This window comes from Flavobacterium succinicans LMG 10402, assembly GCF_000611675.1.
GTDB lineage: Bacteria > Bacteroidota > Bacteroidia > Flavobacteriales > Flavobacteriaceae > Flavobacterium > Flavobacterium succinicans.
The window spans coordinates 208,625-224,742 of sequence record NZ_JATV01000001.1; the positions used below are offsets into that span (position 1 = coordinate 208,625).

General features: G+C 34.5%; 16 protein-coding genes and 1 tRNA gene. 15 read left to right on the top strand and 2 right to left on the bottom strand.

The window, feature by feature from the left end; genetic code table 11:
• Positions 1–9: 9 nt before the first annotated feature.
• Positions 10–1,446, bottom strand: coding sequence for an ATP-binding protein (locus AO58_RS0100870; RefSeq protein WP_255211328.1), 1,437 nt, complete (start codon positions 1,444–1,446; stop codon positions 10–12).
• A gap of 161 nt (positions 1,447–1,607) precedes the next feature.
• Positions 1,608–2,051, bottom strand: a complete 444-nt coding sequence (locus AO58_RS0100875; RefSeq protein WP_024979905.1) for a retropepsin-like aspartic protease — start codon at positions 2,049–2,051, stop codon at positions 1,608–1,610.
• A gap of 84 nt (positions 2,052–2,135) precedes the next feature.
• Between AO58_RS0100875 and AO58_RS0100880 the strand changes: the two genes are divergently transcribed.
• The 15 genes from AO58_RS0100880 (at position 2,136) to AO58_RS16785 (ending at position 16,101) form a co-directional block, all read left to right on the top strand.
• Complete coding sequence (locus AO58_RS0100880) at positions 2,136–2,903, top strand: TatD family hydrolase (RefSeq protein ID WP_024979906.1); 768 nt, start codon at positions 2,136–2,138, stop codon at positions 2,901–2,903.
• 65 nt (positions 2,904–2,968) lie between these two features.
• A complete protein-coding gene (locus AO58_RS0100885) occupies positions 2,969–4,105 on the top strand; it encodes a 1-acyl-sn-glycerol-3-phosphate acyltransferase (protein ID WP_024979907.1) in 1,137 nt (378 codons plus the stop codon).
• Positions 4,095–5,123 carry an asparaginase gene (locus tag AO58_RS0100890; RefSeq protein WP_024979908.1) on the top strand — a complete coding sequence of 343 codons (1,029 nt, stop codon included), beginning with the start codon at positions 4,095–4,097 and terminating at the stop codon, positions 5,121–5,123. Before AO58_RS0100885 ends, AO58_RS0100890 begins: the two co-directional genes overlap by 11 nt.
• Positions 5,124–5,181: 58 nt before the next feature.
• Positions 5,182–5,268, top strand: a tRNA-Ser gene (locus tag AO58_RS0100895).
• 288 nt (positions 5,269–5,556) lie between these two features.
• Positions 5,557–6,801 (top strand): site-specific integrase, encoded by a 1,245-nt coding sequence (locus AO58_RS0100900; RefSeq protein WP_024979909.1) that lies wholly within the window; start codon positions 5,557–5,559, stop codon positions 6,799–6,801.
• A 117-nt stretch (positions 6,802–6,918) separates the two neighbouring features.
• Complete coding sequence (locus tag AO58_RS0100905; RefSeq protein WP_024979910.1) at positions 6,919–7,761, top strand: RteC domain-containing protein; 843 nt, start codon at positions 6,919–6,921, stop codon at positions 7,759–7,761.
• 318 nt (positions 7,762–8,079) lie between these two features.
• Entirely contained in the window at positions 8,080–8,379 is a 300-nt protein-coding gene (locus AO58_RS0100910) for a helix-turn-helix domain-containing protein (protein WP_024979911.1), read from the top strand.
• 81 nt (positions 8,380–8,460) lie between these two features.
• Complete coding sequence (locus AO58_RS0100915) at positions 8,461–9,219, top strand: hypothetical protein (RefSeq protein ID WP_024979912.1); 759 nt, start codon at positions 8,461–8,463, stop codon at positions 9,217–9,219.
• Positions 9,203–9,859 (top strand): P-loop NTPase family protein, encoded by a 657-nt coding sequence (locus AO58_RS0100920; protein WP_024979913.1) that lies wholly within the window; start codon positions 9,203–9,205, stop codon positions 9,857–9,859. The genes AO58_RS0100915 and AO58_RS0100920 overlap by 17 nt, the downstream gene beginning before the upstream one ends.
• Before the next feature lie 443 nt (positions 9,860–10,302).
• On the top strand, positions 10,303–11,070 hold the full coding sequence (locus tag AO58_RS0100925; protein WP_024979914.1) for an SMODS-associated NUDIX domain-containing protein: 768 nt from the start codon (positions 10,303–10,305) through the stop codon (positions 11,068–11,070).
• On the top strand, positions 11,060–12,262 hold the full coding sequence (locus tag AO58_RS0100930) for a nucleotidyltransferase domain-containing protein (protein ID WP_024979915.1): 1,203 nt from the start codon (positions 11,060–11,062) through the stop codon (positions 12,260–12,262). Before AO58_RS0100925 ends, AO58_RS0100930 begins: the two co-directional genes overlap by 11 nt.
• Entirely contained in the window at positions 12,240–12,671 is a 432-nt protein-coding gene (locus tag AO58_RS17485) for a type II CBASS E2 protein (RefSeq protein ID WP_024979916.1), read from the top strand. Before AO58_RS0100930 ends, AO58_RS17485 begins: the two co-directional genes overlap by 23 nt.
• 55 nt (positions 12,672–12,726) lie before the next feature.
• The gene (locus tag AO58_RS0100940; protein ID WP_024979917.1) at positions 12,727–13,323 is read left to right on the top strand and encodes a restriction endonuclease subunit S domain-containing protein; all 597 of its coding nucleotides are present in this window, start codon (positions 12,727–12,729) and stop codon (positions 13,321–13,323) included.
• On the top strand, positions 13,313–14,833 hold the full coding sequence (locus tag AO58_RS0100945; protein WP_024979918.1) for a type I restriction-modification system subunit M: 1,521 nt from the start codon (positions 13,313–13,315) through the stop codon (positions 14,831–14,833). Before AO58_RS0100940 ends, AO58_RS0100945 begins: the two co-directional genes overlap by 11 nt.
• A 50-nt stretch (positions 14,834–14,883) precedes the next feature.
• The gene (locus AO58_RS16785; protein WP_024979919.1) at positions 14,884–16,101 is read left to right on the top strand and encodes a restriction endonuclease subunit S; all 1,218 of its coding nucleotides are present in this window, start codon (positions 14,884–14,886) and stop codon (positions 16,099–16,101) included.
• The last annotated feature ends 17 nt before the right edge of the window (positions 16,102–16,118 follow it).

Consider the following 16,118-nt stretch of genomic DNA (forward strand, 5'->3'; position numbering starts at 1 on the left):
TTTTAAATATTATGCCCAAAAAGGAATATACTTCTTGTACTTTCTTGAGTTACTGGATGGATCATCATCTTTTATTAATCCTTCAGTAATAGTATCCTTTATAATTCTTGATGCAATTGCTGAATTTTGTTCTTCAATTTGGAATCGTTCTCTTAAGCTTTGATTCGTCATTATATCATTAGATACATAACGTAAACAAGCATGTTGATAACAGGCTCTAACTTTTTCTTTCTTGTCTAAATGATTAAGTTCTTTATAGCTAAACATCGTAATTCTTGTTCTTTTTTCTGAAACAATAAAATCAACAGCCGGCAACTGAAACATTTCATTGTAAAAAATTACTTTATCAATACCACTTCCCTTTTCTTCACATATTCCAAACCTTCTTAAGATATCGGCCAATTTTTCATTCCGAGAAATATATTCATCAATAAAACGTTGCGGAGTTATTAATGGAAGTCCCGGATTTGAAATTTCAATGCGGTCTGAAAATATTTCAATCATAGGAAATCCTTTTTCATTAAAATCTTGATGAATAAGAGCATTTGCAACTAATTCTCTTATTGCAATTTCAGGGTACATTTTTGTTTCTTTTCTAAAAGCTTTTCCTATTTCTTCATTGGCAGGTAATTGTCCATTGATCCAATCAATTAGTCCATCAAAGCCTACTGCATATCCTCTTTTTCCTATTTGCTCTCTTATTGTTTCAACTTTATTTTTTCCTTTATAAACAATTACTCTAACTGCCTTTCTCCCTATCTCATCAAATTCTTCAAGATTTTTGGCTAGAAGAATAGCTCCTAATTTTGTTATGTCATATTGCTCTTTATTCTTCTTTATGAATTTTTCAGAAATAAATTTTTCGATTACGCCTTCTTGTGTATTGGGGTATGGAAGTTTTAATAGTTCAAAGTAAGTTTGAGAATTTAGTAAACTTATTATTTCTGATGATGTAACATTTGCTTTCGCAACACGATTTTCTAACGGTTTGTCTGGAGCCTTTCTCCAAATTTTGCCTTCTTTTTCTGGAAAATCACTTAATTTTCGTGTATAACTTCCTATTCTTATATAAGATGTATGTAGAAAGTCGATAGGTCGATTCTCTGCACATGGAATTATAATCATAGATATATGTATTCCATCTTCATATTCAAACTCGTGAAACCTAAAATCAATCTTCGGCGATAATCGATTCATTAACCAACTTTCTAATTCTTCCCCGCCTTTTTTATGTGATTTTATTTTAAAAGAGGTTCCAACAACTTTATGGGTTTTATCTTCAATTCCAAAAACTAAATATCCAAAAGGATGGTTATGCAGGCAAGCCCCATTTGATAAAGCAGAGATGCGTTCACCTATTTCTTCAACTGAATGATAATTTAATTTGAATTCAACCCATTCACTTTCGTTTGGTTGTTTAATCAAATCATTTACGATATTTATCAACTTTTTTTGCTCCATAATCAAATAACCATCAAATAAGAATGCCCTGTATTTACTAGGGTTGAAGGTAAAAATACACCTATTTGTCAAATAACTGTCAAATAAGATTCTTTTTTTTGCTATAATTTGTTGATAACTTTTTATTTGTTTTTAATAGATTTTGTTTAATCCTGTTTCAAATACAAATAATGATTATAGTAATCAATAATCCCTTTGCCTTTTAGGAGAATATCGGCGCCAATAATGCCGTGAACGGGTTTGGCTTTGTGTTGGGTAAGCGCTTCGTTGACGTGCGATAAGTCGAAAATCACAAGTGCGGCATCATCGGTTTTCCAGCGGCCTAGTTGCAGCTTGTTGTCGGTAGAAAGTTGGGTTAGCATTCCAGTAGCGCCTGCGCCTGCGGCTTTGGTTTTGGATTTTTTGGCCTTTAACTGAAAGAAATCGATGCCTTCAAAACCTACGCAACTACTTGAAGCGCCTGTGTCGAGTATGAAATTGCCCGCAATACCATTGATTTTGGCTTTGACCAATAAATGCTGGGTTTTGATGATTTTGAATCGGATTTTTTGGTAGTTTTCCGTTTGTAAGATTGCGTGTAGATTTTCCATAATAAAAGTGCCTTTTCAAAAGTAGCCTAAAAATTTTAAAACTACTAGGGCAAAACGCTAACTTTGTCCCGCAAAAATGATACAATGATACTTACTGATACGCATACCCATTTATATTCTGAAGAATTTGACCAAGACCGAGGCGAAATGATACAACGTGCCATCAATGCTGGCGTTTCTCGTTTTTTTATTCCAGCTATTGACTCGACTTGTACGCAAGCAATGTATGATTTGGAGCAGGATTTTCCAGAGAATGTTTTTTTGATGATGGGCTTGCATCCAACTTATGTGAAAGACAATTACGAAGCCGAGTTAGCGCACGTAGCTTCCGAACTAGCCAAGCGAAAGTTCTTCGCGATTGGTGAAATAGGCATCGATTTGTATTGGGACAAAACGCATCTTAAGGAACAACAAATTGCTTTTAGGCAACAAATTCAGTGGGCTAAGCAATACAAATTACCTATCGTGATTCACTGTCGTGAGGCTTTTGATGAAATTTTTGAAATTCTAGAGGAAGAGAAAAGCCCAGAATTGTTTGGAATATTCCACTGTTTTTCGGGAACCTATGAGCAAGCACTTCAGGCCATTTCTTATAATATGTTGTTAGGTATTGGCGGTGTAGTAACGTTTAAGAATGGAAAAATTGATCAGTTCTTAGACCGCATTGATTTACGCCACATTGTACTCGAAACCGACTCGCCTTATTTGGCTCCGATTCCCTTTCGCGGCAAGCGAAACGAAAGCAGTTATGTGGTGAATGTAGCCGCAAAGTTGGCTGCAATTTATAACTTGAGTGTAGCCGAAATTGCTCAGATTACTACCGAAAATTCGAAACGGGTATTTGGGATTTAAGGGGAAATGTACCTATTGTTTGCCTTTTTTTTCGTTCTTTTGTGCCCATTAAAAGTGAAAATCCAATGCAAAAATTTGACGCCATACGACCATTTTATGATTCTGAAGTAAATCAAGCTTTATCTGATGTGATTCAGCATCCGATGATGAAAGCTTTGATGAACTTTTCGTTCCCTGAGGTAGCAGATGAGGTTTGGAAGGAACAGCTCAAAAAAACACACTCTATTCGTGATTTTCAGTGTAATTTTATTTATCAATCGGTTGGAAAAATTTTAGAGAAAAGTTCCGATGGATTGACCACTTCTGGATTTGAACATTTAGAAAAAAATACCGCCTATTTGTTTGTTTCGAATCATCGAGACATACTTTTAGACACCACTTTGCTCAACGCCACCTTGTTCGAACACGGATTGGTGATGACAGCCTCGGCAATCGGAGATAATTTAGTTAAGAAATCTTTTTTGAAGATCTTAGCCAAATTAAATCGCAATTTCTTAGTACTTCGCGGACTTTCGCCAAGAGAAATGTTGCAAAGTTCTAAATTGCTTTCTGAATATATCGGACAATTGTTGTTGCACGAAAACCGTTCGGTTTGGATTGCGCAACGCGAGGGCAGAACCAAAGACGGCAACGATGCCACTAACCCAGGTGTTTTGAAAATGTTGGGCATGGGTTCGGATGAAAAAAACATCATGGATTATTTTAAGAAAGTGAAAATTGTACCGGTTTCTATTTCCTATGAATACGATCCTACTGATGTTTTGAAAATGCCACAATTAATGGCTGAGGCCAATAATGAAATTTATATCAAAGAGAAAAACGAAGATTTTAAGAATATTTTGAGTGGTGTTTTAGGGACAAAAAAACGTATTCATATTCACGTTGGAAAAGTAATCGATTCCGAAATTGATGCAATTGTGGCGCATGAAGGCAATGCTAATAAACAAGTTTTAGGTCTGGCACAAGTTATAGATGATGCGATTTTGACGAACTACAAATTGTGGCCTACCAATTTTATTGCTTTTGATTTGTTGCACAAAACGAATCAATACAGCCATTTGTATACAGAAGAAGAAAAAGCCTTGTTCGAACGCCGTTTGGAAATGCGAATTGATCATGATAATCCACAACTTTTAGAAGGGTTTTTGGCGATGTATGCAAATCCGGTGGTGAATAAATTGAAATATACCAATGTCTTCTAATATCAAAATACTACTAATTTATACCGGTGGAACCATCGGTATGCAAAAAGATTTTGAGACGGGAGCGCTAAAAGCTTTCAACTTTAGTAAGCTTTTGCAACGCGTGCCAGAGTTGAAGTTGTTGGATTGTGCCATTGAAACCATTTCTTTTGAAAACCCTATTGATTCCTCTAATATCAGCCCCGAGAGTTGGGTAGCTATTGCTGAGGTAATTGAGCAAAATTATGCTGATTTTGATGGTTTTGTAGTGCTTCACGGTTCAGATACCATGTCATATTCTGCGTCTGCCTTGAGTTTTATGTTAGAAAATTTAGGGAAGCCCGTGATTTTTACAGGATCTCAACTGCCTATTGGTGATTTGAGAACTGATGCTAAAGAAAATCTGATTACAGCCATACAAATTGCTTCTTTACAAGAAAATGGGAAGCCCTTAGTTTCAGAAGTTGGATTGTATTTTGAATACAAATTGTATCGAGGAAATCGTACAACAAAGATTAGTGCGGAACATTTTAATGCTTTTACTTCTCCTAATTACCCTTTTTTGATAGAATCAGGAGTACATCTTAAAGTAAACAGCGACTTGTTATTGCCTTTGCCACAAAATAAGGTACTTAAAATTCATAAATCCTTTGACAACAATGTCATGATTATAAAAATGTTTCCGGGAATCAATCAAAAGATACTCGAAACACTAATGGCTGTCCCTGGATTGAAAGGGGTAGTATTGGAAACTTTTGGATCCGGTAATGCTCCAACCGAAAATTGGTTTGTTCAATTATTGAAAAATGCCATTGAAGCGGGAATACATATTGTAAACGTTACGCAGTGTTCCGGAGGAAGTGTAGATATGGGCAAATATGAAACCAGTTCTCAGCTCAAACAAATTGGAGTGATTTCTGGAAAAGACTGTACCACAGAGGCTGCCATTACCAAACTAATGTTTTTGTTAGGTCAGCCTATTTCTAATGAAAATTTTAAAAATCAATTCGAAAAATCAATTCGAGGCGAAATGGGTTAATTATTACTTTTTTCCTTTTCTAACTCAATTTTTTTTAAGTTATTTGCAAACTCAAAATAGAGAGGTGTCCGAGTGGTTGAAGGAGCTAGCCTGGAAAGCTAGTATATGGGTAACTGTATCGAGGGTTCGAATCCCTTCCTCTCTGCTGATTTAAATGCCAAAAGGGTTCAAAACCTCGAAAACCATAGTGTTTTCGAGGTTTTTTCTTTTTAGAATCTTTTAAAATATTCATACTTTATCAAAATTCAAGGAGTTAAATCGAGACCCTCGGAAACTATCAAAATTTGGGTCTCGCTAAATTGTAGAGCAGTAAGGTAATGTGGTCAAACTAAGTATTAATCATAAACCAGTCCAATTACTCATACAATTTTCGAACATCTTGTTTAGTGGCAAACCTTGCGATAAATTAATGTATAATTAAAAGGTTACCAAGATGAAAGAAAAAATCACATTGCATTTTTATGCAAAAGCAACCAAATCCAATTCTAGCGGACTATTACCAATTTATGTAAGGTTGACAATTGATGGTAAAAGGCTTGAATACAGTACCAAAAAATTTATTGATGTATCAAAATGGTCGAAGGATCTGAACAGAATGAAGGGAAATTCAGAGGAAGCCCGTTCGATAAATAGTTTACTTGATTTTACTAGAAACCGTATCAATGAAATACACTTTGAACTTTTAAAAGAGTCAAAAACAATTCATATTGACGAGTTTAAAAACATGCTTCTAGGAATAAAGGAACGGGAGCGATTACTAATTCCAATATTTGAAGAACACAATCGAAAAATTAAAGAGTTAATAGGGCTGGAATATGCTGCAGGAACCTATGAGCGCTATGAAACATCCCTTAAACACACCAAAGACTTTCTTTATTGGAAATACAATGTACAAGATATTGCCATCAATAAAATTGACCACGCATTTATAACCGAGTACGAATTTTATTTACGTAGCGAACGTAAATGCGCTAACAATACTGCCGTAAAGTACATTAAGAACTTCCACAAGGTAATCAATCAATGTTTAGCCAATGGATGGCTTGATAGAGATCCTTTTGCAAATTACAAGTCCAAAGTCAAAGAGGTAATTAGAGAATTTCTTGATGAAAAGGAAATTGAAGACATTATCAATAAAGATTTTGGAATCGATCGATTGGAAGTAGTTCGTGATATTTTTATTTTTAGTTGCTTTACAGGTTTAGCTTACATTGATGTGCAACAGTTAACCCTGGACAACATTACATTAGGTATCGATGGAGATAAATGGATATTTAAAAATCGACAAAAAACAGATGTCACTTCCAAAATCCCTTTGTTGCCAAAGGCTATGGAAATAATTAAAAAGTACGAGAATCATCCTTTTTGTGTAAATCAGAATAAACTTTTACCGATATTAAGTAACCAAAGAATGAATTCCTATTTGAAAGAAATTGCTACACTTTGTGGTATTAAAAAAGATTTAACTTTCCACATTGCCAGACATACTTTTGCAACAACCATAACATTAACAAATGGAGTTCCTATTGAAACCGTGAGCAAAATGTTAGGACACACGAATTTGAAAACCACTCAACATTATGCTAAAATCTTAGATAAAAAGATAAGTCAGGACATGATGATTTTAAAAACCAAATTGGCACAAAATCATAAAAAACAAACGAAAAAAGCCAATTAATGTATTTATTTTATTACAAATTAGTTAGATTTTGTTTTAAAAATTAGTAAGAATTTACATTTTAATTTATTTATTTTGTAAGATAATTAAACGAAACACAACTAAACCAATTTAGAAATGAATGTATTTATCAACCAGATTTATGAAGAATTCGAACAAAAAGATAAAAAATTCACCCAACACAAAAAAGAGAATATTGCGCTAGCAAAAGAAATGATTCATTGGATGGGACCCAAAATTGAGGAATTGAATCAATTTCTGAAAACCTATGAGTTTGGTACTGATGAAGAAGAAATTCATTTTTTCAAGTATGTAAAATCAAAAATCATGTCACGGTTTATGTTTTGCAAGGAGGTACTTCGAATGGAGGTAGCTAAACCTCCGAGTAAAATACTTCAAAGCAAATATTATGAAAACGAGTTGGAGAGAAATGCTAGGTATTTTAAACGAGAATATAAAATATATGAGTATTATCGTGCTAATGCCATTGAGTTGGATGTGTTTTATTTTACGAGAAACGCTCAAAAAAATATTTTAGAAACAGAATGTTTTCAAATGAACATTGATCCTCGTATAACTACTTGTTATGATTTCAAGTTAGCAAAGATTATGGCTACTGAAGCAATTGAAACATTTATCGAGAATCAAATAACGTATTTGAATACTCCAACCGATAAACCTGAAAGCCAATTTATATCCAAATGGCATTGGTCAGGATCTAAAACAGACTTAACTGAGTTGATCTATGCTTTGCATTCGAAGAAGATAATTAACAATGGAAACACGGATATAATGGAATTAGCAACTGATTTAGGAAAACTATTAAACATCGAATTGAATCAAACCATTTACAGAAACTACACGGATATCAAAAGTAGAAAAATCACCAAGACGAAGTTCCTTGATTCGCTCTCTGAATCGTTAATCAACAAAATTGTAGAAGAAGAGTACAAACAATAAACTGTATTGTTAAAAAAGAGTTTTAGTAGGCAACTAGTTACCAAACGTTATAAAATTCAATCTCCATTTTTAGTGCTCTTAAAACTCCCAACTTGGTACCAACTTGGGAGTTTTTATTTTACCCCTTTTTTTCTTTAAAAACGGGTCATTTGTAGCATCATTAAAAACGACAAAAAGAGAGTTTTGAAATAAATTTTCTAGTAAAATCAGTGCCTTTGACTGTTTTTACCACAAAATAACTACAAAGGTGGGAAATACTTGGTAGTTTAAATTAATCATATGCAATTATTTTGTTTCAGTAATTTAAACAAAATAAAAATGAACTTACATCCTAAAAAACTGTTCCCAGAGGTGGACAACATCGAGCTGCTAAATCATCAAGTGGTGACCAAAAGAGATCTACTAAATTTTGGCAATGCGCTGCTCAAAGAAATCAAAACAGCCAACGAAACTGAGCAATTACCGCAATGGCTCAAATCCTCAGAAGTACGTAAACTTTTGAAAATCTCTCCAGGAACGCTCCAAAATCTCCGAATCAATGGAACACTCAACTACAAGCGTATCGGTGGAATCCTATTTTACAATTACAGTGAAATTCAAAAAATGCTCAACCCATAATTCAAAAAATTCATTTCTCTGTGATCTAGAGTGCTCTCTAGAGGAAGCAAATAACTCACCATAACCCACAATAAATAAACCATGAACTATATCAAACACCTAACAGGATTCTTTAATAAGTCCAATCAAGACCAAACGATTAGTCCAACGCATATCAGTTTGTATTTGGCTTTGTTCCAAAGATGGAATCTCAACAGATTTAAAAATCCAATTATCATCTCCAGAGAAGAAATGATGACAACAGCCAAAATCAAATCAAAAGGAACCTATCATAAATGCATGAAAGAACTTCACGAAAGAAGGTACATCATTTATAAACCGTCCTATAATCCTTATCAGGGAACAGAAGTAATTCTACCCGACTTGTCTACTATTGCTGCCAAAATGGAAGATGCCTTAACCAGTTCAAATTTTGAAACAAGCAAATCAAAAAACGAACTTCTTTCTTCCTTAACCACACCAAAATTTAAACGAACCCCATCAAAAAATGACCAACAAAACGAACAGGTATATATAGTTAATAATAAGACATTAGAAAACAATTGTAAAACTATAGATACATCGAAGAAAAAAAATGTTTTTAGTCCTCCTGATCTCGAATTAGTAAAACAGTTTTTTACCGAAAAAAATGGTAGCACACGCGAGGCCGAAAAATATTTTAATTACTACAGTAGTAAGGGGTGGTTGGTAGGAGGAAAAACAAAAATGAAAGATTGGCAAGCTGCCGCCCGCAATTGGATTTTGAATGTAGAAAAATTCAATCCAACTAGTTCAGGAAATAACCTGAATCCTAAAAACCTCAACGTATCAAATTCAAAAAACTATGCTGAACCACTGTAATTTTAAAGACACTTTCGAAATAGTAAATAGGAGAAAAATATATGATTCGAACAAGTGCTTTGCTTACCTCGAAACGCAAGGCAGGCAAATGTACGGGCAGGCCTTCAAGATTCACCAGGATGATAAACCCTTAATCTACAAATTATTAATTTATGCTATTCGAGACAAAGAAAATGCCTATAGGCTTGGTTTAGATCTCAATAAAGGGATTTTACTATCGGGTCCTGTTGGCTGTGGTAAAACAGCATTGATGCATTTAATCAAGGCGTTTTTGTACGCCAAATACGACTACAAAATAGCAACCACTAGGAGAGTGTCCTTTGAATTTGCCAAAAATGGTTTTGAAGCGTTACTTCCTTATACTGAAAAATTCCCTCAGCAACTGCGATTAGTGAGTTATTGTTTCGATGATTTAGGCGCCGAACAACAAATCAAACACTTTGGCAATGACTGCAACGTTATGGCCGAAATTCTCATTAGTCGCTATGAACATTTTATCGAAAACAATTCAATAACCCACATCACGACCAACCTATCCGCTTCTGAATTAGAAAGCTGCTATGGCAACAGGCTACGGTCCCGGCTACGGCAAATGTTCAACCTTATCGCATTTGATGCAAATACAAAAGACAAGCGTTGAGGTGCAGTAAAATCAACTTAATATAATTTTTGGCACTTACATAATTACTTTGATTTTTATTGATAAGTAAGCTTAAAATAAATTAATTACCGACCATTTAAATACTTTGTAATACTTGTACTTTGAAAAAATAATTAAATGTTTGCTTGTTTATTTGCAAAAGTAATATATCTTTGTAATCAAATTACTTTAAAATAAAAAAGCTAGAAACTACGCCAATAGTCTCTAGCTTGTGTAAATCTTAATTATTGACTAGCAAAATCAATACTGCGCTTAACAGTATGACCTTAGAGGTTGGTCACCTCATTATGATTTTGAGTAGCAAAGTCAATTGATGTATTCGGCTGCAAATATAGATTCTAAAATTTATTTTTGCAACACTTCATTGTTTTAGCTGCTCCATTAAGCGATTTTATATGAATTAACAGTAAAAATCAACGCAAATGGCAGAAACTATTTTAGCAGCATTGGGTATGGCTGCAGGTAAAATTATCGTAAAAAAAGCAACAGAGAAGTTGTTAGATAATAAAACCCATATTAAAACATACCTACAATCCAATTTTACAAAAATCAAAAACGAAGATGTTCGTTTTTCTATGAGTTATCTCATTAGGATTAAGATTCCAGGTACATCAAAGTTTTTATTAGTTCGGGGTAATCGAATAAAGGACCAACTACAACCTGTAGGTGGGGTCTATAAAAAAATCAATGGCTTTTCAGAATTTGAAAAATGGGGTTTAAAAGAAGACTGTGCTTCAAAAGGGATTAAATCTGATTATGTCAGCAAGGATGACCTACGCTTCAGAGTCAAAGGCAAGTATGCTTTAGAGGTTATAAAATGGTTTGAATCCAGAAAAGACCGTGAGACAACTTATGACCGTGAGTTTAACGAAGAACTTATTGCAGACCATGGTTTTGATAAGGATATTTTTTATTCAAAGTCGTTTAGGGAAGTTCAAAAAGTGATGAAAGTATTTAGCTATAGTACTTTTCACCAATGCTATGAAGTATTTATTTACGACATCGTTGAGTTTATTCCTACTCCAGAACAAGAAACAGAGTTAAAAAAGCTTTTGGAAACCCCTCGTAATCTGAATGATGACTTCATGATTGTTGATATCAGCGAAATTGAAAGACTCTTAGTAATGGAAAAAGAAGAGCAAATTGCTAAAATTGGTGCACATACCAAATACCTAATCAATGAAAAATAATATGAAAAAATATACAGAACAAGAATATCAAAAAGAAGAGCTTTTAGCCATCATTGCATCAAATCTTGAGTTAGATGCAACTCGTCAACAACAAATGAAATCGGCATACACAGCTGTAACTGATGTACTTTCGAATGATGAAGCCTTTTTTAAAGACTACAAAATTAATGTCTATGCACAAGGTTCCTTGCTAATTGGTACAACCATTAAACCGCTTTCAGGTCAAGAGTTTGATTTGGATATTGTACTTCACATAGAAAGTTCCTATCTTAACCATACTCCATCCGAAATTTATGATGCTTTATATAGAGTATTGAGTAATCATGACACTTACAAACCGCTCCTAGAGAAAAAAAACCGTTGTGTTCGTATCGATTATAATAGTGACTTTCATATGGATATCCTACCAGGTTGTATTATTACAATAAACAATAATCGTTTAATGATTGCTGAAAACGAAAGAAGAAATTCATGGTCACGCACCAATCCTAAAGATTATGGTACATGGTTCAAAGAAATTGCGGAAAGAAATAAAGGAAGTTTTATTCTCAATGAAAGATACAATTTGATGCTAAAAGCTACAGTAGAAACCGAAGATTTACCGTTAGAAGTATATCAAAAAACACCCCTGCAAAGTACGGTTCAAATAGTAAAACGATATCGCGATTTGTACTATCAGGATATAGATACTTCAAAAATGCCTGCTGTGTCTAGTATTGTGTTAACCACTTTAATTGCACAATGTCATGAAGGAAATTTGTCGATTCAAGAAGCATTAGTAAATGCCACTCAAAAATTACGCAAACTTGCGGAAGGATATAAATTGAGAAAAGAAAAATTTGCCGTTTATAATCCGGTAGACGATCATGAAGACAAGGATAAAAGAGAAAATTTCACCGACTCTTGGGAGGACAAACACTATAATAGTTTTGTTGCATTTGTTGAAGATTTCGCCAAAAAATTGAATGCTTTTTTAAACAATGGCACAAATGAAACTTCGTATAAAGAGTTGTTTGGTAATGGTTTTTACAAACAAAACATTCAAACTTTGGTTAAACTAGAAGAAAGAGTAAAAGGGAATACTCAATTTGCTACGTTACTAGCTGGGAATGCTTATACAGATAATAGAGGAAATATCAACACAACAACAGGAGTTAGAAATGGTAGCCATGGATTTTTTGCTCAGCCCTAAAGAGCGAGCCCAAAAACATTGGGCTGGTTTTTTATACAAAACACTAATCGAATGCGAAAGACATTTCAAATGGATCACTTTCAATATAAAAGGAAGTGTGCTACTAGGGAAAGGAACTTTAGAAAGAAATGGCAAAAAATACCATTTTACATTGGAATGTTCACCATTTAATCCTGGAAGAATGGAACGTATTTGGGTAGAAACACCCCATCTAATAAAAAGCTTTGACACGCATTTTAATGGGGATGGATCCTTATGTTTGTACCATCCAACTTTAGATTTGAATGGAAGACCCTATATAGATTTGGTAGATGTTTTACCATGGATCTCAGAGTGGGTAGAATATTATGAGCTATATTTGAAATATAAAGTTTGGTTAGGGCCAGAACATCCTCATAAAGTTAATTAAAACGAATAAGCTCTTTGCCTAAGAGCAAAGAGCTTATTTTACAATATAAATTAAAATGAAAACAGTTCAAAAATTATCAGAAATTGCCAATATTCGTTCTGGAATGGTAGTAGCTAAAACAGCTAACAATGACGAAAAGTTACTCTCAAATGCCTATGTTAGGATGATAGGCACTTCCGATTTTGATGACAATGGTTTTCTAACACCAGTTCTTGAACCCAATGTTTTGTATAAAACAGTAATAGAAAAAAATTACCTGCAATACGATGAAGTACTTTTCAATGCTAAAGGAAGACGTTTTTTTGCTTGTTTGTTCAAAAACGAATTCGAAAATACTATCGCTAGTGCTTCTTTTTTGATAGTAACACTAAATACGGGCTGTGTTGTACCAGAATATTTAGTGTGGTATCTAAACCATCCCGAAACACTCAAAGTCTTCGACTCCAAAATGACCACACAAGTAATGCCTTCAATTACCAAACAAGAACTAGGAAACTTAGAAATAATAATTCCTACTTTTGAAACACAAAAGCAAATCGTAGCATTAGACCTTCTTAAAAAGAAACAAACTGTCATTCAAAAAGAGTTAATCACTCTTGAAAAAAATTACATCAACGCAATCACTTATAAAAAATTAAAAAATGAGCAATAAAGTAACGCAAAAAGACATCAATAATACCGTTTGGAAAGCCTGTGATACCTTTCGTGGCGCCATTGATCCTTCACAATACAAAGATTACATTTTAACAATGTTATTTTTAAAATACGTAACAGACGTATACAATGAAAAAAAATTGGAATACACCCAAAAATATGATGGTAACGAAGATCGTGTGAAAAGAGCTTTAGAACGCGAGCGTTTCATCGTTCCTGACGAGTCAAGTTTTGATTTTTTGTTCGAAAACAGAAACAATCCTAAAATCGGAGAAATGATCAATCACGCTTTGGCTGAACTTGAAGAAGCCAACCGTGAAAAATTAGGTGGTCATGATGGTTCTAATATTTTTAGAAACATCGATTTTAACAGCTCTAACCTAGGCGATGCGAAAGGGAAAATTGCCCGTTTGCGTAATTTGTTAACGGATTTCAAATCCTTAAATCTTTCGTCTTCTAATCTAGAAAATAACGATGTGATTGGTGGCGCTTATGAATTCTTAATTGCCAATTTCGCTTCGGATTCTGGAAAAAAAGCAGGAGAATTTTTTACCCCGGGAGAAGTTTCTACTTTATTAGCCAAATTAACCAAATCAAAACCCGGCTCTCGTATTTATGACCCTACCTGTGGCTCTGGATCTCTTTTAATAAAATCAGGTCGCGAGGTGGGCGATAATAATTTCTCCCTATACGGTCAAGAAGCCAACGGCAGTACTTGGGCCTTAGCAGTTATGAACATGTATTTGCACGGCTATGATAGTGCAGTGATTCGTTGGGGCGACACCCTGCGCAATCCTAAACACAAAGAAGGTGATACACTCATGCTTTTTGATACCGTGGTTGCCAATCCTCCTTTTTCGTTAGACAAATGGGGAGCCGAAGATTTAGCATCAGACAAATACAATCGCTTTTGGAGAGGAGTGCCTCCAAAATCCAAAGGAGATTGGGCGTTTATTTCACACATGTTAGAATCACTAAATGCCACTGGAAAAGCAGGAGTAGTAGTGCCTCATGGGGTATTGTTTAGAGGAGCTGCCGAAGGTAAGATACGCACACAAACCCTGCAAGAAGATCTAATTGAAGCCGTGATTGGCCTTCCCGCAAACTTGTTCTTTGGCACGGGTATTCCTGCAGCCATTATTATCTTTAATAAACAAAAACGCAATAAAGAAAAATTTCTGTTTATAGATGCCAGCAAAGGTTTTAATTCAGGCAAAAACCAAAATGTACTAGGTGAAAATCATATCGAGCATATTCTAGAGGTGTACACCCAATTTCATGACCAAGTGATGGACAAAGGAGTGGTGGAAGACAAATTTGCTTACATCGCTGACCTTGCCGAAATCACAGAAAATGATGGCAACCTCAACATTCCTCGCTATGTGGATACCTACGAAGAAGAACCCGAAATTGACATTACAGCCACCCAAATTCGAATTACGGAGCTCGAAATAGAACTCGCCGCTGTAAAAACAGAAATGGAACAATACCTACAAGCGTTTAAATAAATTCTGACCCAAGGGCAAGTAAAATAGCAAGCCCTACTGAAACAAAAAAAATGAAACAAGGATATAAAAATAGCGAATTGGGGATCATTCCTGAGGAGTGGGAAGTGAAGAAATTGGGGGATATTTTAAAGAATTATTCATTAGGCGGTAATTATGAAAATGTTTCAGGTGAATCAGATTTACCACTTATAAAAATGGGTAATGTTGGAAGAGGGAGAATGAATATAAGTAAAGTTGAATATTTAGCAAAAGATGTAAGATACTCAGAAAATGATATATTACACTTTAATGACATTTTATTCAATACTAGAAACACTTTAGAATTAGTTGGAAAAGTTGCGATATGGAAAAATGAACTTGCATTTGCGCTATATAATTCTAACCTAATGAGGATGTATTTTAAAGAAGAGTTTATTGATAATAATGACTTTATAAATTTTCAATTTAATTCAGGACTATCATTAAGTAATTTAAAACGATTTGCAACTGGAACCACTAGTGTAGCTGCAATATATACTAAAGATTTATTAAAATTGAAAATTCCCCTCCCGCCTCTGGCAGAACAAAAAGCCATAGCCGATTGCCTGGCCACTTGGGACAAAGTCATAGCGCACCAAACCTTACTGATAAAAGCCAAAGAAGAGCGCAAAAAAGCGCTAATGCAACAACTCCTTACTGGCAAAAAACGCTTAACAGGGTTTACAGAGGAGTGGAAGATGGTAAAATTGGGCGATTTATTTTCAGAAAGGAATGAAACAAAAATAGTAGATTTACCCCTATTGTCTATTGGTCAAGATGGTGTATATCCCCAAACGGATTCAAATAAACGTGACATTTCTAATAACGATAAGTCAAAATACAAAAGGATTGCACCCGGAGATATTGGTTACAATACTATGCGTATGTGGCAAGGGCGCTCTGCTTTAAGCAGTTTGGAAGGGATTGTAAGTCCAGCTTACACCATTCTTACACCCAAGAAAAATGTAAATTCATATTACTTTTCAATACTATTTAAAACAACTAAGTTGACAAACCTTTTTTGGAGAAATTCACAAGGGCTTGTTGATGATACACTTAATTGCAAATACAAGGATTTTTCAAAAATCAAATATTGGGTTCCTTCTTTTGAAGAGCAAACCGCTATTGCCACTATTTTAAATACAGCCGAGAAAGAAATTGAAATAGAGGAACAAAAACTAGCAGATGTGCAACAACAGAAAAAAGGCCTAATGCAGCAATTACTAACAGGCAAAGTAAGACTAGTATAAACCGAAGAGTAGGCAAG